The 19,638-nt window shown below is 37.6% G+C and carries 13 protein-coding genes; 2 read left to right on the forward strand and 11 right to left on the reverse strand.

Features of this window, described 5'->3' with window-relative positions; translation table 11 throughout:
* Nucleotides 1–3 precede the first annotated feature (3 nt).
* From BW964_RS16515 to lpxB, 11 genes are all read right to left on the reverse strand, one after another.
* A complete protein-coding gene (locus BW964_RS16515) occupies nucleotides 4–4,674 on the reverse strand; it encodes a GEVED domain-containing protein (RefSeq protein WP_084175950.1) in 4,671 nt (1,556 codons plus the stop codon).
* A 529-nt stretch (nucleotides 4,675–5,203) separates the two neighbouring features.
* Nucleotides 5,204–5,872 (reverse strand): DUF6048 family protein, encoded by a 669-nt coding sequence (locus BW964_RS16520; protein WP_076508782.1) that lies wholly within the window; start codon nucleotides 5,870–5,872, stop codon nucleotides 5,204–5,206.
* The gene (locus BW964_RS16525; protein WP_076508783.1) at nucleotides 5,838–6,314 is read right to left on the reverse strand and encodes a DUF6452 family protein; all 477 of its coding nucleotides are present in this window, start codon (nucleotides 6,312–6,314) and stop codon (nucleotides 5,838–5,840) included. The genes BW964_RS16520 and BW964_RS16525 overlap by 35 nt, the downstream gene beginning before the upstream one ends.
* Before the next feature lie 31 nt (nucleotides 6,315–6,345).
* The gene (rlmD, locus tag BW964_RS16530) at nucleotides 6,346–7,752 is read right to left on the reverse strand and encodes a 23S rRNA (uracil(1939)-C(5))-methyltransferase RlmD (protein ID WP_076508785.1); all 1,407 of its coding nucleotides are present in this window, start codon (nucleotides 7,750–7,752) and stop codon (nucleotides 6,346–6,348) included.
* A 168-nt stretch (nucleotides 7,753–7,920) separates the two neighbouring features.
* Entirely contained in the window at nucleotides 7,921–9,447 is a 1,527-nt protein-coding gene (locus tag BW964_RS16535; protein WP_076508786.1) for a TlpA family protein disulfide reductase, read from the reverse strand.
* Between the two features lie 319 nt (nucleotides 9,448–9,766).
* On the reverse strand, nucleotides 9,767–10,534 hold the full coding sequence (locus BW964_RS16540) for a succinate dehydrogenase/fumarate reductase iron-sulfur subunit (RefSeq protein ID WP_076508788.1): 768 nt from the start codon (nucleotides 10,532–10,534) through the stop codon (nucleotides 9,767–9,769).
* A gap of 24 nt (nucleotides 10,535–10,558) precedes the next feature.
* Nucleotides 10,559–12,571, reverse strand: coding sequence for a fumarate reductase/succinate dehydrogenase flavoprotein subunit (locus tag BW964_RS16545; protein ID WP_076508790.1), 2,013 nt, complete (start codon nucleotides 12,569–12,571; stop codon nucleotides 10,559–10,561).
* Between the two features lie 15 nt (nucleotides 12,572–12,586).
* On the reverse strand, nucleotides 12,587–13,249 hold the full coding sequence (locus BW964_RS16550; RefSeq protein ID WP_034701962.1) for a succinate dehydrogenase cytochrome b subunit: 663 nt from the start codon (nucleotides 13,247–13,249) through the stop codon (nucleotides 12,587–12,589).
* Nucleotides 13,250–13,392: 143 nt separating this feature from the next.
* Entirely contained in the window at nucleotides 13,393–15,162 is a 1,770-nt protein-coding gene (locus BW964_RS16555) for a ComEC/Rec2 family competence protein (protein WP_076508791.1), read from the reverse strand.
* 282 nt (nucleotides 15,163–15,444) lie between these two features.
* Nucleotides 15,445–16,533 (reverse strand): glycoside hydrolase family 99 protein, encoded by a 1,089-nt coding sequence (locus BW964_RS16560; protein WP_076508793.1) that lies wholly within the window; start codon nucleotides 16,531–16,533, stop codon nucleotides 15,445–15,447.
* Between the two features lie 53 nt (nucleotides 16,534–16,586).
* Nucleotides 16,587–17,690 (reverse strand): lipid-A-disaccharide synthase, encoded by a 1,104-nt coding sequence (gene lpxB / locus BW964_RS16565; protein WP_076508795.1) that lies wholly within the window; start codon nucleotides 17,688–17,690, stop codon nucleotides 16,587–16,589.
* A 159-nt stretch (nucleotides 17,691–17,849) separates the two neighbouring features.
* Between lpxB and BW964_RS16570 the strand changes: the two genes are divergently transcribed.
* Nucleotides 17,850–18,359, forward strand: coding sequence for a DUF2480 family protein (locus BW964_RS16570; protein ID WP_076508797.1), 510 nt, complete (start codon nucleotides 17,850–17,852; stop codon nucleotides 18,357–18,359).
* 3 nt (nucleotides 18,360–18,362) lie between these two features.
* Complete coding sequence (locus tag BW964_RS16575) at nucleotides 18,363–19,622, forward strand: protein O-mannosyl-transferase family (protein WP_076508799.1); 1,260 nt, start codon at nucleotides 18,363–18,365, stop codon at nucleotides 19,620–19,622.
* The last annotated feature ends 16 nt before the right edge of the window (nucleotides 19,623–19,638 follow it).

Raw genomic sequence — 19,638 nt, forward strand, 5'->3', positions numbered from 1 at the left:
ATATTATTCTTTAATAAATTTCTTTTGAACTGTTTTACCATCGTCTTCAATATCTATTACATAAATCCCGCTGATCAGTTTACTTACATTGATCTGGTTGTTTAGCAAGATACCGTCACCGATTACCTGTCCTGCAGAATTGTAGATCTTATACTTCGCTTTTTTGCTGATATTTTTCACATACAATACTGTGCTTACCGGGTTAGGGTAAATCATAATGTCAGTTTGGCTAACAGAGTTTGGCACTCCTTGCTTAGCGATTCTTACAGAGTAATCTTCTACCTCACCGTTAGCAAAATTAGTACAATTCACAGGAACTCCATCTCTCATTAGTGCAATTCTCATCACCACATACTTGTAGTTTGTCATGCTTACATAAGCATCTACCGGTACATTGAATGTTCCTGTAACAGGACTTGTTGTATTCGGAGGTGATGTAAATACTCTTTCATCAAGATCAAAATATCCGTTTCTGTTGAAATCAATCCATACTGCAATTCCTTCGTCATGATTGGTTCCGTTCCATTTTTTCTCAATCGTGATCTGATTTCCTGTTGATCCCTGAACCATTTCTATGAATGTATCAGGTACTCCTGTATAATCTGTATAGCTGGAAGGTCCTGAAGCGTTTTCCATCTTAGGTCTGCCGCTTGGCGTTACTGTAACTTTAGCAATATGCTCATTTACAGAATTTTGAGACCCCATCTGGCAATAGACTACAGTAGGTGTTGTGAAATAATACGGCGGAGTATAGGTACCCGGCGTACCGTTACAAACATTTACTACCTGCATTTCATATTTCGTTTCTTCCAGTAATCCTGTTATTGTATAAGTATTGGTAGTCAGAGGAACATTTGTCCAGCTAGGAATACCTACTTTTCTATATCTTAGGATATAAGTGGCACCAGGGAAACCTTCCCATGTAACTTCAGCCCATGTAGGGAAAAGTTGAAGAATAGTAAGTCCCGGAGGAGGAAGCTCACAAGTTCTTTCCGTTGTAAATACCTTCGGATTTGAATAAGGGTTAAGAGTTGTTTCTCCAACGCATTTGTTAGCCACTCTTACCTCATATTTTGTATAAGGATCCAAACCTGTTAATTGGTAGGTATTGGTAGGAGGAGCAATATTGGTAACCGGAGTCCAAACTGTAGCTCCTACTTTTCTCCATTCTAATGTATACGTAGAGCTTGCTGCAAGCGGTGCCCAGGTAATGAGTGCAGAATTTGTAGTAATAGCACTTACCGTAACATTTGGAGGGGTAGGATCACATCTTGTTACAAAAGGCTTAAGTGCTGTAAATGCACCCGGAACGTCTCCACACACAGCGGCAACCTGAACTTCATAGTTAGTAGCCGGCGCTAAACCTGTCAATACAAGAGGAATGTTGTTAAGTAAAGCAGAAGCATATACTTGGGTCCAAGCTCCCGGAGGAGGTCCTACAAGTCTGTATCTCACAAGATAAGTCACGGTATTGGCAACTCCTGAGAAAGTAAGGGTAGCAGAATTGTACGTAGTCGTGATTCCAGGTTGGTTTGGAGTTCCATTACTACATGGTCTGATTCTCACAGCATAATCTTCCACCTCACCGTTAACTGCGTTCTGGCATAATACCGGAGCACTGGTACGTTTAAGAACAACTCTCATAGTCGTAGTAAGCGGACCTGTATAAGCAGTTGCAGGAACCGTGAAACTATTATTAGTAACAGGAGTGGCTGTACTTGCTGGTGAGTTTAAGATCTGTTCTGATGCTTCAAAAACTCCGTTTCTGTTATAATCTATCCAAGCTGAAACAGCAACATTGCTTGTAGCACCTGTCCATCCTTTTGATACGGAAAGCTTATTATTGGCAGAACCTGCATCAAGAGTGATCAGTGTTTGAGGTGTTGTATAGCTTGTATAATTCGTCTGTACTGTTGTATTATTCATTACTGGTACTCCAGGATTAGAGGACGTAAGCGTTACATTTGAAATGTGATCGTTCGTTCCTGTACCTGTCATAGGGCAGTAAGAAAGTGGTGGTGTCGTAAACTGTACCGTTCCAGAAAATGCTCCTGTAGAAGTTCCACATGTTGTAGATACCTGTACATCATATTTAGTCTGTTCAGTAAGTCCAGGGATTGTATAGTTGTTTACTCCGGCAGCCAAAACCTGAGTGGTCCATGCTCCGCTAGGAGATACTCTCCATCTGATGGTGTAGGTAGCATTCGCAGCGCCCATCCAATATACGGTAGCAGTAGTAGCTGTAAGGTTGGTAACGGTAATATTTGTAGGTGGAGCTGTAGTACAAGCAGGCTGATCTACAAGCTTCACAGCATAATCCTCTACTTCACCCCAAGTGAAAGTTCCACAAGCAGCTGCAGTAGCACTTTCTCTTATCGCTACACGCATACGGGTTGTAAGATTCCCCATATACACTCCCCCCGCAGCATTAGGCACAGGAAAAATAGCGGTTACAGGAGAGGTTGTATTACTTGGTGAATTCAATACTTGTTCAGAAGCTTCAAAAATTCCGTTTCTGTTAAAGTCAATCCAAACTCCGGTTCCGAACGACCATTGTGTTCCCGGCCAGCTTTTTTCTACAGTAACGGTATTGCTTGGCAGTCCTCTTACCAAAGTAACTAGCCTTGTAGGATCTGTACTGTAATCAGTATAATTGCTGAAATCTGAAGTACTGGTCATTGGTATGGCAGCAGTCGGGTTTACAGAAACCTTGCTGATGAAACCGTCAATGGTAGTACTTGTAGAAGCAGAAGTACAATAAGATATCGCTGGCGTTGTAAAGGTCGTACTTGGAGAGAATGCTCCGGTAGTTCCTCCACAGATTGTAGCAATCTGAACTTCATACTGAGTCTGTTCTGTAAGACCTGGTATCGGATAGCTGCTTGAAAGTGGTGCCGTAATATTTACGGTAGTCCATGCTCCTGAAGGGGCAACTCTATATCGCAATACATAAGTTGCTCCAGTAGAAGGCAACCAGCTTACCTGAGCAGTAGTCGGGGTAATGTTTGAAACGGTGATGTTTCCTGGAGGCGCACTGCTACAAGGTTGTAAAGCAATAACATTTAATGTAAAATCTACATAATTCCCAGAAGTAGCTTGTCCGCAAGAAGTAAGAGCACCAGACCAAGATGTTGCTGTTCTTACTCTATAGTTGCCTGGAGCCTGTGCTGCAGGAATATTGATAATTGCAGTTCCATTGGTAGCATAAGTAGTCGTTGCCAAAACGGTCTCGCCCGGATCATTAAAGTTCATGTTATTATTCCAGTCTACCCAAACATAATAATAATAGGTACTGGTTCCACTATTCAGATTCATCGTTACCGTGTTGCTTGGCAAAGCTGAAATCACTGAAGCTGTACTGTTAACATAACCTGAATAGGAAGTCGCTGAATAATTTAAATTCGTAATTGCTCCTGTTGTGTTAACCGTTCTCAGGTAATAAGTCGTTGTAGTTCCTCCTGTAGGTGTACAATATCCGGTAAGTACCGTCATAGGTCCTGTCCATGTACTCTTGTCTGTATCACTACATTTCGATCTTACCCATACGTAGTAAGTACCATTGGCAGTCAATGGAGATAGTGTTGCAGTGGTTCCCGTAACCGTCTGTGAAGGTACCGTTGCACCTGTAGGTGCTGTAGCAGAAGTACTGTAATAAACTTCATATCCGTTGGCAGGAGCAGGTGAAGGCGCCGTCCAGCTGATTGTGGCACTCGTTGGTACTACCGTTCCTAAAGTCAATGCTGTAGGAGCTATACATGACGGTGGTGTAGTCAACGTTAATTGTCCTACCCATGTACTCTGGTCAGTCGCACTACATCTTGATCTTATCCACACATAGTAGGTTGTATTAGGGACTAATGGAGAAAGAGTTACCCCAGTTCCTGTAGTCACCGTTTGTGTAGGTGGAGTTGCAGCCGTTGGGGCTGTAGCTGTTGTACTGTAATATACATCATATCCTCCTGCAGGTACCGCAGAAGGTGCAGTCCAGCTAATGGGTGCACTCGTTGCCGTTATAGTTCCTGAAGTTAGCCCTATAGGGGGTAAACAAGAAGGTGGTGGCCCAAAGGTTAGCTGAACATTGGGTCTGTTTCCATCCACTGTTCCGTTGCCAGTTGGCGCTGTAGTATCTGTTTCAAGATACATATGTTTCGATGCACTCGTGGAATAGGTAAAGGAATTTCCTGTTGAAGTTCCATTTCCGCCACCGCCATAGTTTGTTTCAACCAATACCATCAGGTTTTCTGTCCCATTATAATAATAAGGGTTTTGAAGCGTGACGGTATTCCATCCTGTAGGGATGCTGTTGATTGTCCCATTGTACACTAAAGTAGCACCGGTGGTTGCAGTAGCCCAGTTTTGAGCTGTAATCGTAGTGGTTGCAGCCGGAACAGATTTTAAATAAATCTTAACCGGAGTAGCAATACTTGTGGCTACTGTTGCATTCCATGCTATGGACAGAACACTTCCACCCGCAGGAATATTCGCTTCTGCAGCTGTGTAAAGTGACGCGTCTCTTTGGAATCCGTAGTAGGTACTCAAAGGATACCTTTGTGTACTTGTTCCTGTACCAATTGTAACTGTTTGTGCTTGTGTGAACAGCCCGAAGACCATACAAAGCAATGTTATGAGCACCCTAAAGGGCCTGCTCATTTTACAGAGTAAAAATCCACTCATATTTTTTTAAATTTAATGATAACAATAGTATAAAGTAATTGTAGTGTTTCTTATTTTGGTGTTCAAATATCAATTTAAAACATCCATTTTACATATAATCTGTATTGAAAAGAATAGTTTTTTAATTCATACGCTAATATTTTAATAATTACACAAATCTAATAATTTTTTCACTATTAATATATCCATTCAAATATTTTTTTGTAAAAATTTCACAATAATAATACATTTTATACATTAAAACTTAAAATCTTCGATAGAGCCTGAGGATTTTATATTATTTGACTTCGTGTTATTTTCTGGTCTGAATTGGGAATAATCTATTGATATTTTTAATTCCTATTCGAAAAGAGATACACTATTGCACCAAAAGAACGGTTTAAAAAAAATTGGGTCAATCTTTAGGAGTCAGCTCACCAAATTCTTCAATAAAAACTGAAATTGGATCACAAAAAAATCCTCAGATAAAAATCTGAGGATCTATATAGTGTTAGTAAAGGCTGATCTTAAAACAGGGATCAGCCAAAATTTAAAATTTATAGGCTATATTCCATGCGAAACCCATATTGAATTTGGCTGAACTTTTACCAAATCCGGGTACAATCATCGGTGTGATATCATCTTGTTTGGAGGTATAGACTAAATATCTTGGCTGAAGATTGACATCAATATAAAAATTGGATTCAAATAACTGTACTCTTCCTCCCAAGGTACCTTCCAGCCAAGCAGAAGTTTGTGAAGAGGTTGGAAATGATACAGATGAACTACTCCCGCCAAAACCACGCACAGGGATTGCCATGTATTCCTGATTGTAAAATGCACCTCCTATTTTACCTCCTGCATAAAAACCATTGAATTCATTTTCAAGATCTTTTGCAAGCATATAAAATGCGCCCAGTTTTACAAAAGGGCCGCTTGCTTTGGCATCATAACCGTTCTTCTGATAGATATTCTTCTCAAAACCGGCTTCTGCAATGGCATGAATATTTCCTCTCACTTTCGTTGAGATAAACCCCTGGTAAAGCTTTCTGTCTGAAAAAAAGGAAACTCCAGAATTAAGAACATCAAGACCGACCATAAAATTCGGGTTATATTTTTCCTGAACTTTTTTGGGCTCTTTGGTGTCTTTTTTTTCTTGGGCCAGGGCCAGCATTCCTATTATGCTAAAAAAGAAGGAAAAGATGAGTCTTGTCTTCATTTTCTATTTGATTTTGTCCTGTTTCCACTTTCAGGACAGGATTTGATTGTATTAATTCTGAACTTAAATTCTCGTAGCTTTTTTTAATTCCACATCCTGGGGATACGTACTTTGTCTTCGTGGTATAAGTGACGCGTACATGAGATTCTACGCCCTTCTCCTCGATCCTGAAATAAAGATCTGTATAAGGGGAATCATCTACCCTAATGGGAATAAGCCAGGAACCTTCTTTTTCAAGTTTACCCAGCTCCACCTTTCCGGAACCATAGTCTACCGCGGCATATATAACCGGGATAATTGTTTCCTTACCGGATTCAAAAGACTTAAACGTCACCTTCATTCTGGGGGTTCCTTCACCGCTCTCACAGATATCGTCTTCTCCGCCACAGGAAAAGAGTATTCCGATGAAACAGATCATCACGAGAAATTTTAAGTATTTCATATTAAGATTTGAAATTCAAATTTAAATAAAATTATTTTTTAATCAGTAACGCTATATTTTCAACGTGGTGGGTTTGCGGGAACATATCAACAGGTAATATTTTTACCAACGTATAATGTTCTTTCATTAATGCTAAATCTCTTGCCTGTGTTGCAGAATTACAGCTTACGTAAACTACTTTTTCCGGAGCAAGTTTCAAAATCTGCTCAACTACTTTCTGGTGCATCCCATCTCTTGGCGGATCGGTAATCAGAACATCTGCTTTGGGATGATTTTCCATGAATTCGTCATTAAAGACATTTTTCATGTCTCCACAATAGAATGTTGTATTGGTAAGACCATTTAATTCAGCATGTTCAATAGCAGCATCAATGGCTTCCTGAACAGATTCTATACCGATAACATGTTTTGCATTTCTGGCTACATACTGGGCAATAGTTCCCGTTCCTGTATAAAGATCATAAACCACTTCGTCTCCCTTTAAATCTGCAAACTCCAATGTTTTTCTATAGAGCTCCAATGCTTGCTTGTAATTGGTTTGAAAGAATGATTTTGGTCCAATTTTAAATTTCAGTCCATCCATTTCTTCCATTAAAAATCCTTCTCCGAAATAAACATTTACATTTAAATCGTAGATAGAATCATTGTGTTTTGGATTAATGGCATACACCAATGTTTTGATTTGTGGGAACTTCTCTAATAAATACTGGAAAAGCTGCTCTCTGTTGTTCTTCTCTTCTCTGTAAAGCTGGAATAAAACCATCCACTCTCCTTTAGAGTTCTGTCTCATCATCAAGGTTCTCAAAAAGCCTTCCTGATTTTTCACATCAAAGAAATCCAATCCGTTGTCTACGGCGAACTTTTTCACTGCCAGACGAATCGCATTGGACGGATCCTCCTGAAGGAAACATTCTTTAAGGTCTAAAATCTTACTCCACATTCCCGGAATATGAAATCCAAGAGCATCTTTGCTTCCAAAGTTTTCTTCAGAGCTGATTTCATATTGGGTAAGCCATCTCGCGTTGGAGAAAGAAAACTCCATTTTATTCCTGTAAAAATACTGTTCTTCAGCACCCAGGATAGGAACGGTTTCAAAGTCTTCGATTCCGCCAATCCTTTTAATATTATTGTATACTTCTTCCTGTTTGAAATCCAGTTGTTTTTCGTAGCTCATATTCTGCCATTTGCAGCCTCCACAGGTTCCAAAATGAATACATTTAGCTTCTACTCTGAATGGTGAAGGTTCCACCACTTCTACAGTTTCTGCCTCATAGTATTTGGACTTGGATTTTTTCACTCTTGCATTCACAACATCTCCCGGGACTGCACCTGAGATCAGTACTGTTTTTCCTTCTTCCGTTTTTCCTATAGCCACCCCTTTTGCCCCTGCACCGAACAACTTAATATTTTCAAGAATAATATCTTTCTTCTTTCTCATCCGTAAACTCAATTTCTTTTAATGGTGGGAATAAACCCTCCGGTTGTATTCCAAAATCTCTATTCTATTTTTCTATTACAACCGAAAAAACTTTCGGTTTGATCCGGCAAAAATACAATAAAAAAAAACCTTATCCGAAGATAAGGTTTCCATCTATACTAAAGTTTATTATTTTGTTGGGGCAGGCTGCGGATTTACAGGCTGTGCTGAAGGATCCATTTGCATTCCCTGCTGCATTTGCTGCATATTCGGTTCTACTCTTGGTGCAGAAAGACCTGTAAGTTTATCAAGGATGGTTACCACCTCCTGCTCACCTAAGTTGACAAAAGATCTGCTGGCAATCTTACCGTCTTTATCCACAATGATGAAACAAGGCAGTTTGAATCCGTACACTCCATATTTTTTAGCGATATCTGATTCCAAACCTTTTTCTCCGTACACATTGTTTCCCGGAATTCCTTTTAATAAGGCACTGCTTGTTTTTACAAACTGATCTTTTGTATCATCAACGTTTACAAAAACAAAATTCATTTTTGATTTATAGAAATTAACCACTTCTTTTAATACAGGAACTGTAGCTTCGCTGATGTATGGGTTCCAAGATGCATAGAAGAAGAGCATATAAGGTTTTCCTTTGTTTTCAGAAAGCTGGTAAGATTTACCATCTGCTTTTACTAACGATGCTTCAGGAGCAGCTTCACCTACTTTAAGGCCATTGATCGCTACCTGCATTTTTACAAGATCTGCTTTCACAGACGCATCTGTAATATCTGTATCAATAATTTTCTTGATTTTCTCTGTATTTTTCGCAGGAGCACCTGGATGGATATCCTGAGCTACAACAAATGCCAAAAGGTAATCTTTAGCTGTCTGAGAAATTTCTTTTCTGTCTTTCAGGAACTGTGCGAACACTTCTGAAGTGGTAACATCTGTTTTCCCTTTTGTTTTAGCTTCTGCAAACTTTTGAAAATCAGGACTCAATTTCACAAGCAGATATTGTCTGTATAATGGAATGGTTTTTACCATCAGATCTTTATTTGCTTCCAGTTTGGTTTCATAATCCTGGAAAGATTTAGAAACTTTAAATGAAGGATTTCCAGACATCTGGCGTTTTGCCATTTCATAGTTGGCAAGAAGGTTCAGAATCGTTACTTTCACATCATTCTTTTTCCACTCCAGAATCCCTTTGCCCGGGTTATTTTTTTGAGCAAGATCATCTACATTTTTGTTGATATCAGCTTCGATCTTCTGTGCTCCTTTCAGGAATGTTTTTTCGTCTCCAGACATTAACTGCTGAATGTTGATTTTGCTTCCATACTCGCCTAAAAATTTTTGGCTGGCCTGAAGGAAATCGTTGTTTTTCTTAGCATCTCCTGTTACTACGAATTCGTTTGGAAAAGTCATTGCGTTTCCGGAGATCTCCAATTTCTGTCCGCCTTCAAGATAAATAAGATTTTGTCTTCCTGCATAGTTGATGACATACATTCCGTCTTTAGGAGCATCGAAACTTCCCGTAAAGTTGCCACTTTTATCTAAACCTATATTAACAAGTGGAAGTGTTGCTACACCAGAAGCTTCAACAAATTCAATTCTTTCGAGCGGTGAACTTCCAGCAATTTTTCCTTTTACTTCAACTTTTTTTGAACAAGACATCACAAAAACTGTGATGATAAACAATAAAAGATATTTTTTCATTTCAATTTTAATATTACACAAAAATACCGTTTTTTACGGCTTGTTGATTAAGACTATTTATTTTTTTTGAAAATTTTATGAAAACCCTATGAAAAGGGGTGTTGAGCCGTTTTTTCTCAATATAATTTTTCATAGACAAAAAGAACTCCCGGTATGATAATTCTTCTTCTTTTCATAAAAAGTGTTCACCAAATATAGACTTATTAAATAAAGAATATCTTATCTGATCAACAACTTAACAAATTTTAACAGACAAATGCATAGCATAAAAAAATCGTCTCCCTAATGAAGACGATTTTTTATATATTTAGAATAGGTTCTATCCGTTATCTACCATAGCAGCCATATATTCTCTGTTCATTCTGGCGATGTTTTCAAGAGAAATTCCTTTCGGACATTCAATTTCACAAGCACCGGTATTGGAACAGTTTCCGAATCCTTCTTCGTCCATCGCTTTCACCATGTTCAGAACTCTTCTCTTAGCTTCTACTCTACCTTGCGGCAATAAAGCAAACTGAGAAACTTTAGCTCCTACGAATAGCATTGCAGATCCGTTTTTACAAGTCGCTACACACGCACCACATCCGATACATGCGGCAGCATCCATTGCTTTGTCTGCATCTTCTTTAGGAACCAAAATAGCATTAGCATCCAATGTATTTCCTGAAGTGTTCACCGAAATGAAACCTCCGGCAGCCATTACTCTGTCGAATGCGCTTCTGTCTACCATTAAGTCTTTAATAACGGGGAAAGCAGCACTTCTCCAAGGTTCGATAACGATGGTTTCACCGTCTTTGAACATTCTCATGTGCAACTGACAAGTTGTGATCCCCGTATCGGGACCGTGGGCTCTGCCATTGATATAAAGAGAACACATTCCGCAGATTCCTTCACGACAGTCGTGGTCAAAAGCGATAGGTTCTTTTCCCTCGTTAATAATATTTTCATTAAGGATGTCTAACATTTCCAGGAATGAAGAATCTGTAGAAACATCCGATATTTTATAGGTCTCAAACTGACCTTTAGTTTTACTATTTTTTTGTCTCCAAATTTTCAGGGTAAGATGAAGGCCTTTTTTTGCACTCATAATGTTATATTTATAGGTTGGAGATTATTTGTAACTTCTCGCTTTAACTTCGATGTTTTCATAGATAAGATCTTCTTTGTGCAGAACTTCCTGTTTGATATCATCACCACGATATTCCCAAGCTCCTACATATTTGAAGTTGACATCATCTCTTTCAGCTTCCCCTTCCGGAGTAGCATGATCTTCTCTGAAATGCCCGCCACAAGATTCGTTTCTGTGTAATGCATCGATAGCCATTAATTGTCCAAGTTCAATAAAGTCTGCTACTCTGAATGCTTTTTCAAGCTCCGTATTCATCCCTTCTACATCTCCGGGAACTTTTACGTTTTTCCAGAAATCATTTTTCACTTCTTCAATTTCTCTGATTGCTTCTCTTAATCCTTCAGGAGTTCTTCCCATTCCTACTTTATTCCACATAATGTTTCCTAATTGCTTATGGAAGTGGTCTACAGAATGAGTTCCTTTGTTATTTAAGAAGAAATCTATTTTATCTTTAATTCCTTTTTCAGCTTCAACAAAATCAGCTGAATCTGTAGGAATAGTTCCTGTTCTGATATCTGAAGAAAGATAATCTGCAATGGTATAAGGAAGTACGAAATATCCGTCTGCAAGACCTTGCATCAATGCAGAAGCTCCCAATCTGTTGGCTCCGTGGTCTGAGAAGTTAGCTTCACCAATGACGAAACATCCAGGGATTGTAGACTGAAGGTTATAATCAACCCAAACCCCACCCATTGTGTAGTGAACTGCAGGATAAATTTTCATTGGAGTTTTGTAAGGATCATCAGCAGTAATCTTTTCGTACATTACAAATAGGTTACCGTATTTTTCTTCAATCCAAGCTTTACCTAAGTCGTAAATTTGCTGGTCACTAGGATTATGAATATGCTTTTCAATAGCAGCTTCTTTACCTTTTTTGATGATTTCTGTAGAAAAATCCAAGTAAACGCCTTCTTTCGTATCATTATTCTCGATTCCGAAACCGGCATCACATCTTTCTTTTCCTGCTCTGGACGCAACGTCACGAGGAACTAAGTTTCCGAATGCAGGATATCTTCTTTCTAAATAATAATCTCTATCTTCTTCTTTAATATTTTCAGGTCTTAATTTCCCTTCTCTGATAGCAACTGAATCTTCGATTTTCTTAGGAACCCAAATTCTTCCTGAGTTTCTTAATGATTCAGACATCAAAGTCAGCTTAGACTGCTGCGTTCCGTGAACTGGAATACAAGTCGGGTGAATCTGCACATAACAAGGGTTTGCAAAATAGGCTCCTTTCTTGTGAATCTTCCAAGCTGCAGAAACGTTTGAACCCATTGCATTGGTAGAAAGGAAATAGACGTTTCCATATCCTCCTGATGCAATAACCACAGCGTGAGCAGAATGTCTTTCAACTTCACCTGTTACAAGGTTTCTTGCGATGATACCTCTTGCTTTTCCGTCTACAATTACTAAATCCAGCATTTCATGACGGTTGTACATTTTCACTCTTCCTTTACCGATCTGACGGCTTAAAGAAGAATAAGCACCTAACAATAACTGCTGACCTGTTTGTCCCTTAGCATAGAACGTTCTTTTTACCTGAACTCCACCAAATGAACGGTTATCTAACTGTCCGCCGTAATCTCTTCCGAAAGGAACTCCTTGTGAAACACACTGGTCGATAATATTAGCTGAAACCTCAGCAAGTCTGTAAACGTTGGCTTCTCTCGCTCTGTAGTCACCACCTTTGATGGTATCGTAGAACAATCGGTAGGTAGAGTCACCATCACCTTGATAATTTTTCGCGGCGTTGATACCTCCCTGTGCTGCAATGGAGTGTGCTCTTCTTGGAGAATCCTGATAGCAGAATGCTTTTACATTATATCCCTGCTCAGCCAATGTAGCTGCAGCAGAACCACCAGCCAAACCTGTCCCTACAACAATAATATCAATCTTATCTCTGTTGTTTGGTGCAACAAGGTTCATATGGTCTTTATGATGCTTCCATTTATCCTTTAAAGGACCAGCCGGAATTTTTGAATCTAATTTACTCATATTGGTATATTGATATTATTGAGTTACGAAGTGAAAAATTGCAATAAAAATAAAACCTGCAGGAATAAGGATTGAATACCATTTTCCAAAAGCTTTAATTACCGGAGTATATTTCGGATGTCTGGCACCAATCGACTGGAAAGAAGATTGGAAACCGTGAGCCAAATGTAGTCCAAGCAAAACAAAAGAGATCACATATAAAGCGACTCTCCAAAGATCTGCAAACTTCTCATGTAACTCCGGCCAGAAACGTTCTGCGTCAGGAGCAAGTCCTTCTACATACTTGTAGTTGATTTCATGTAGCCAGAAATCATATAAGTGAAGCGCAAGAAAGGCTAAAACAACGGCACCGGAAATAATCATATTTCTGGACATCCATGAAGAATTCACAGAAGGGTTGTTTGAAGCGTACTTTATCGGACGCGCTTTATTGTTCTTAATTTCCAGTACAAATCCCATAATGAAATGGAAAAGAACTGCAAAACCAAGAACAGGCTGCATTAAGAACTGCACAAAAGGATTATAGCCCATAAAATCTGATGCTGTATTGAATGCATCACGATTCAGGACTGATAACAAATTGGTCGTCAAATGCAGTATAAGAAAGATCAGCAAAAATAGAGCTGATAATGCCATCGCATATTTTCTACCTATCGTAGAACTCGTTAAACCTGCCATATAAGTTTAAATTTGAATTTCCCACAAAATTAAGAAATGTTAACAATATCGGGAACTGAGAAATCTCACAATTAGCCAGTTTGTAATCTTTCTAAATAAGAATCTGCCGCATTATATAAGGAAAAAATAAAAAATGCCGGTTATTATTTCAAATCATATATCTTCCCGTTACAGGCTACTTTTTGCACCTTATCAGAAAAAGTCTTTATTTCTATACTCCGGATACGTCTTGAAGCACAATATGGGCTGGCTATAAACCGGATCATTTTCTTTTGATCTGAGTTTTCAGCAATCCAAAAACAGGCTCTGTCACCTTTCTTCAAAGATAATACTTTGGTTTTATTAAAATCATGAAGTAAGATCTCTTCTTTTTGATTTTCGAAAATATAAAATCCCGTTCTGATTATAAGAAACATTAAAATCATGGTCAAAAATCTGATTGAATGATTAAAATCAACTTTTAAAAGTAACGGTCTCAATTTATAAACAATTACAGATAAAAGCAATACTTCAGCTTTATTCATAGGAATTTCAGAAAAAAGCAGGATCTCTGATTCTGCAAACCAGTGAATAAGTTTTAGCAAAATCTGAATGGACAGATCATAGGCAAAATTAATCCATTCAAAATCCACCCGCAGTGCTATGAGAATGGTCATTAAAAAAGAAAATATAATGAGGAGTTCTGAAAAAGGAACAATCAAAATATTAGCAGGAAAAGAAACAAAAGAAAACTGGTGAAAATAATAAAGAACTACCGGAAGAGTAGCCAATTGTGCGGATAAGGAGATGGTAATGGTGTTGAATATTAATTTTTTAAAATAGCCATCCTGTTGAGGAAAATATTTCAAAAGGGGCTGATTTAACCAAAAAATACCTAAAACTGCAAGAAAGCTTAACTGAAATCCCACATCAAAAATCTGCTGGGTATCAAATACCAAAATAATCATTGCAGATAGTGAAAGAGAGTGAAGTAAATCCGGTTTTCGCTGAAGAATTATATACATGAAATAGACCGTGAGCATAATACAGGAGCGGATGACTGAATTCCCAAAACCTATAAGCGCGGCAAACAACCAGATAAAAGCTATACTTGCCATAACTGCGTATTTTCTGAACCGGAGAGGACTAAACCGGGTCAGCAAAAAGTAAAAGAGTCCAAAAATAACAACGATGTGTGTTCCGGAGATAGCTAAAAAATGAACCAGCCCGGACCTGTTAAAATCCTGTACCGTTTCAGCATCCATTTCCGTTCTGTCTGCGAGAATAATTCCTTTCAAAAACTCGCGGGTCTTTGCCGATATTGAAACAGCATCAATCTTCTTCAGGATTTCAAATCTTTGCTGCTGAATCCATTCGGTAAGGTTTAAATCAGTTCTTATGGTAGAAGAAATGTCTTTTGATGCATAACACTGATATTCAATATCTTTCCGTTTTAAATACTTGAAGTAGTCGAATTGAAAATCATGCTTTGGCGCTTTCGGTTTTGACAGATATGCCTCCGCTTTGTAATAGTGTTTAAAATCAAGTTCTTCATGTGCTTTAGGAATATAAAGAACTGCATTGAAATTTTCTTTTCCACTATGGGCAAAGACTTCGTATTTCTTATTTTTCCCAGTAGAATTTAATTTCTTTGATATTTTAAAGACGATTACTCCTTTTTGGGGAACAAGATGGTCACAGGAAGAAGAGGCATTAAAAAAATGAAGAACTATTCCTGCTCCAAAAAACAGCAACCCTAGCAACAAAGCTTTCACTTTATGCAGGAAATAAGAATGAAAGAAAGTTAATATGAAAAACAGCAAACAACATGCGGATACAGAATAAACGAATTTTTTATGCATCTCCATCTGATCCTGAAAAAAAATCCCCAGAATAAAACAAGTGGCAAGAATAAGAACAGGTTGTTTGTTCAATGAATACGATTATTTAATAACCAAAAAGTATGACTTTATTTGATTATAAAATAACACGTAATTTGCAGGAATTCAGCACTATTCACCATTATATCGAATAATATCGGGCTTGATTATTTACTCTGAAATTGCATTTTATTAAAAAAAATAAAAGCCGACTGGATCAGACGACTTTGTATTTGAAAACTGTTCGTAACAGCAATTTTATTTTATTAATGAAAATTTTCAATGTAAATTCTTATTCTATGAATAGAACTTGCCTATCAACTGTAATTTTTATAATTATTTACCTTTTAAGAATTGATCAGTCAACCTCTTTGTTTCCTTAATATAAAACCAGGAATCTTTCCCATAATCTTCATATTTGAAATTTCCTGTTTTTTTAGGAATTGCGGGTTCTATTTGTGTTCCTTCATGCCATTCATTAAAAGAAGTGATCCCAATATAGTCAGGATGTACTTTTGCGGCGGCCTTAAACATTGTTTCGTAATATCTTCCGTTGTCACGGCTTTTGAAATTGGCTTCATTCCAGGGTCTTATCCTTGTATCCGAATAACCGGGGCCTACGCATGGAATAAAAATAAGGTGATGGTCTTTTGCAAATTGGGAAAGATAACTCCAATTGGAGGTCGTGCTCCCGAAGACAAAGCCTTCACTGGCAAAGTAGGTATAGAAGCCATCAAAACCTGACTTCTCAAAAAAATCTGAATGCTCTTTTTCCACCCACAATCCAATGTAATGTCCATCCAATTCTGTATTCCGAACTGTTTGTTCTCCATTTTCGGATAGAAGCTTTGACCATTCTGAAGGAGAAATTTTGTAACTGTCGTAGATATAATACAGTGGTTTTCCATCCTTTTTATAAAAAGCATGATGATGGGAATAGGATTTGACAAGGTAGGAAAGCTGATCTTTGAGTTCCGTAATATTTTTATAGAAAGGTTCTATGTGAAAAGCGATTTTAAGGTCAAACTGATCTGCAATATCAAGATATCTGATGATGCTTTTATCCACAAAAGGATCTTTCCCAAGCCAGCTTAGGACAACCACTCCCACACCGGATTGTTTGATCATTTTCATATGTTTCCTGATGATCTCAGAATCGTTTGAACTATAATTTCCCAGTTCAGGATAGAAATTGGCACCTATGTCGTCTCCTCCTTTATGATGTCCAAGATTATTCCATTTGGGATTATTCCAATGGGGTAAAATATCATGATTCCAGTGAGCATATTTCCCATCGGTGGTTGGATTTCCGTACCAGCCGTAATAGAATATCTGGACTTTATCTCTGGATTGGCTGTTTTGAGCAAAGCTTTCCGGAGAAAAACAGATCAATGCCATGAATAGTATAAAGCTTTTAAAATTCATTGTTATAAAATTTAAATCTACAAAACCATTGAGCCAAACATCAGGAAAGTATTTTAAACATTTAAAATGACCTCAGCCGCTTTCGCACTGGCTCCTTTGCCACCTAATTTTTCTCTTAAAAGACTGTAATCCGCCAGAACCTGGTTTCTCTTTTGACCTTCTATTATTTTATTGAGTTCTTCAACCAGATTTTTGGTATTCAGATCGGTCTGGATCAGCTCTTTCACGACTTCCCTATCCATAATCAGATTGACTAATGAAATATACTTAATGTTTTTCACCAACCTTTTGGCAATCGCATAAGAAACTTTGCTTCCACGATAGCATACTACTTCCGGAATATTGAGTAAAGCAGTTTCCAATGTGGCGGTTCCTGAAGTCACCAGTGCAGCTTTTGAGCACCTCAGCAAATCGTAGGTTCTGTTGGAAACAAAATGAACGTTGTCATCCACATATTTTTGATAAAATTCTTTCGGAAGACTTGGTGCGCCGGCAATGACAAACTGATAGTTTTTGAAGTGAGGCCTTACAGAAAGCATTATTTCAAGCATTTTCTCCACCTCTTGTTTTCGGGAACCCGGAAGAAGGGCTATAATTTCCTTTTCGTTCAGTCCGTTTTCTTTTTTAAATTCTTCTGGACTGATATCTTTCAGACTGGAAATAGCATCCAGCAGCGGATGTCCTACAAAATGGGAATGAACCCCATGTTTTTTATAAAAATCTTCTTCAAAAGGAAGAATAACCATCATCTCGTCCACATACTTTTTAATGATCTCTACTCTGCCTTCTTTCCAGGCCCAAAGCTGCGGAGAAATATAATAGACCACCTTAATCCCAAGTTCTTTTGCAAATTTTGCAATCCTCAGATTAAATCCAGGATAATCGATCAGAATAAGAATATCCGGTTTATTTTTTTTGATATCTTCTTTACAGAACCTGATGTTGTTCAGAATCGTTCTCAAGTTCATAGCTACCTCCAGAAACCCCATAAAAGCGAGATCTCGGTAATGTTTTACCAATGTTCCGCCCTGAGCTTTCATAAGATCACCACCCCAGAACCGGAGCTCTGCCTTCGGATCTTTCTCCAGAAGGGCTTTCATTAAATTGCTCCCATGAAGATCACCGGAAGCTTCTCCTGCAATAATATAATATTTCATTTCTTCCGAAATCTTTATTTGTTGTTATAACTCCCTTTAATTTCCCTTCATTTTATGAGATCATTTTAAATCATGGGAGGTTTCTATGGTAAGGATAGAGAACAAATTAAGGTTTTCATGATCTTAATTTGTAAATTTGTCCAAAGATAATGATAAAAAATGTCAGAAGAATTTGAAATCCGAAATAAAGTTGCTGAAAGCGGTCTTATCAATTTTGATCTAGCGACCCTGGTTCCTAAGGGGATAAGAAAAGGTATTGATCTTAAAGATTTTCTTTTCCAGGAGATGATCCTGAAGGAAAAAGATTTCCGGGAAAAAGTAGATGCAATAGATACAAAAGCGTATGAAGATACTTACATATACATTTACAATTCTGTAGATACTATAATTCCGTTGTGGGCTTATTTTGTATTAACCGCTAAACTTACAGATGTCGCTAAAAAGATTGTCTTTGGAAATAAGGAAGATCTGGAAGTTATTTTGATGCATAATGCCATCCAGACTTATGATTTCGAAGATATGAGAGGCAAAAGAGTTTTAGTAAAAGGATGTTCGGATAAAGAGATTCCTGAAAACGCTTATATAGAACTGGTTGAACAGCTAAAACCTTTGGTAAAATCATTAATGTTCGGTGAAGCGTGCTCTAATGTTCCCATTGTTAAGAATTAATTTATGTTTAAAAACTTATACGCAATATTTATATTTTTCATTTTCATATCGATCTATTATGCAGGTAGTTTTACAAGAATCCCTTTTGCTGATTGTGTAGGATTTGTCCATAGTGTAGAGATTGGAGAATACAAAACGGTAGCGACAGCTATTACCCATATCCTCTACGTAAACACCGCTATTTTCATAAAAAACATTACAGGACTTGATGCTATTGCCACCAGCAGACTCCTAATCATTGGATCTGCTGCTGCTACAGTATCTGTGATTTATCTTACGGTAAAAAGTATTACAAAAATAGAGTGGGTATCCATTACAACCGCTTTTGTTTTCGGTTTTAGTTTTTCCTTTTGGAGAAATGCAGAGATCGTAGAGGTATACACCTATAATTCTTTATGGATCAGTCTTTTCTTTTTCTCAATGGTCAAAACCTTTACAGAACATAAGAAAAACTACATTATTTTAAGTGGGTTATTTTTAGGAATAAGTCTTTGGTTGCATATCCAGAATATACTCATGATTCCCAGTCTTTTTCTGTTTTTATACTATTTTAGAACAGAAAAAAAATATGCTTATACTTCACTGATTATTTTTCTTATTCTATTCTTATTAATAACTGTTTTAAATGTAGCACAGGGGCTGCCGCTTAATTCTCCTTACACTTCAGAGGGAGCACACTGGATTCAGGATACATTCAAGAAAACACCAAAACAATATTTACTTGATTTTGTACAGTCCATAGGCTATTTGATTTACAATTTCAACCTGTTTATATTTTTCGGAATCATAGGAATGATCGCCTTATACAGGATAAATAAGAAGATGTTTTTTGTATTCTTCACTGCTGCTGTGTGTGTATATGGATTCTCTACATTCTATGCCGTTTCGGACAATTATGTATTTTTCATCCCATTTAATATGATTTTTGCTCTTTCGATCGGATATGGACTTGCATTGCCTAAATATGCTCCTCTAAAAAAATTCTCCTGGATATGTCTTCTCATTCCTTTAGGCTATTATGCTTCCTATAAAACGGCATTTTTAACCGAAAAAGGAAGAAGCTTTCATGAGGCTAAAAAGTATAAAGGGGGCTTGGATTATTATTTGGTTCCCTGGATGAATAATAATGTAGGAATCCTTGATTTTATTATTGAAAAAAAGAAATCTCCGGATCCAATGCACTGGATGCTCAACGGAGCCAACGAATACATAGAGCTGATGAAGAGCAAAGGATATACAGATGAAGAGCTAAAAAAACTTTAACAATAATTGTGAAGTG

The sequence above is a fragment of the Chryseobacterium shigense genome (genome assembly GCF_900156575.1).
GTDB lineage: Bacteria > Bacteroidota > Bacteroidia > Flavobacteriales > Weeksellaceae > Chryseobacterium > Chryseobacterium shigense.

Coding starts and splice junctions, on each gene's coding strand:
- BW964_RS16515 (WP_084175950.1), bottom strand. CDS start 4,674: ATGAGTGGATTTTTACTCTGTAAAATGAGCAGGCCCTTTAGGGTGCTC.
- BW964_RS16520 (WP_076508782.1), bottom strand. CDS start 5,872: ATGAAGACAAGACTCATCTTTTCCTTCTTTTTTAGCATAATAGGAATG.
- BW964_RS16525 (WP_076508783.1), bottom strand. CDS start 6,314: ATGAAATACTTAAAATTTCTCGTGATGATCTGTTTCATCGGAATACTC.
- rlmD (WP_076508785.1), bottom strand. CDS start 7,752: ATGAGAAAGAAGAAAGATATTATTCTTGAAAATATTAAGTTGTTCGGT.
- BW964_RS16535 (WP_076508786.1), bottom strand. CDS start 9,447: ATGAAAAAATATCTTTTATTGTTTATCATCACAGTTTTTGTGATGTCT.
- BW964_RS16540 (WP_076508788.1), bottom strand. CDS start 10,534: ATGAGTGCAAAAAAAGGCCTTCATCTTACCCTGAAAATTTGGAGACAA.
- BW964_RS16545 (WP_076508790.1), bottom strand. CDS start 12,571: ATGAGTAAATTAGATTCAAAAATTCCGGCTGGTCCTTTAAAGGATAAA.
- BW964_RS16550 (WP_034701962.1), bottom strand. CDS start 13,249: ATGGCAGGTTTAACGAGTTCTACGATAGGTAGAAAATATGCGATGGCA.
- BW964_RS16560 (WP_076508793.1), bottom strand. CDS start 16,533: ATGAATTTTAAAAGCTTTATACTATTCATGGCATTGATCTGTTTTTCT.
- lpxB (WP_076508795.1), bottom strand. CDS start 17,690: ATGAAATATTATATTATTGCAGGAGAAGCTTCCGGTGATCTTCATGGG.
- BW964_RS16570 (WP_076508797.1), top strand. CDS start 17,850: ATGTCAGAAGAATTTGAAATCCGAAATAAAGTTGCTGAAAGCGGTCTT.
- BW964_RS16575 (WP_076508799.1), top strand. CDS start 18,363: ATGTTTAAAAACTTATACGCAATATTTATATTTTTCATTTTCATATCG.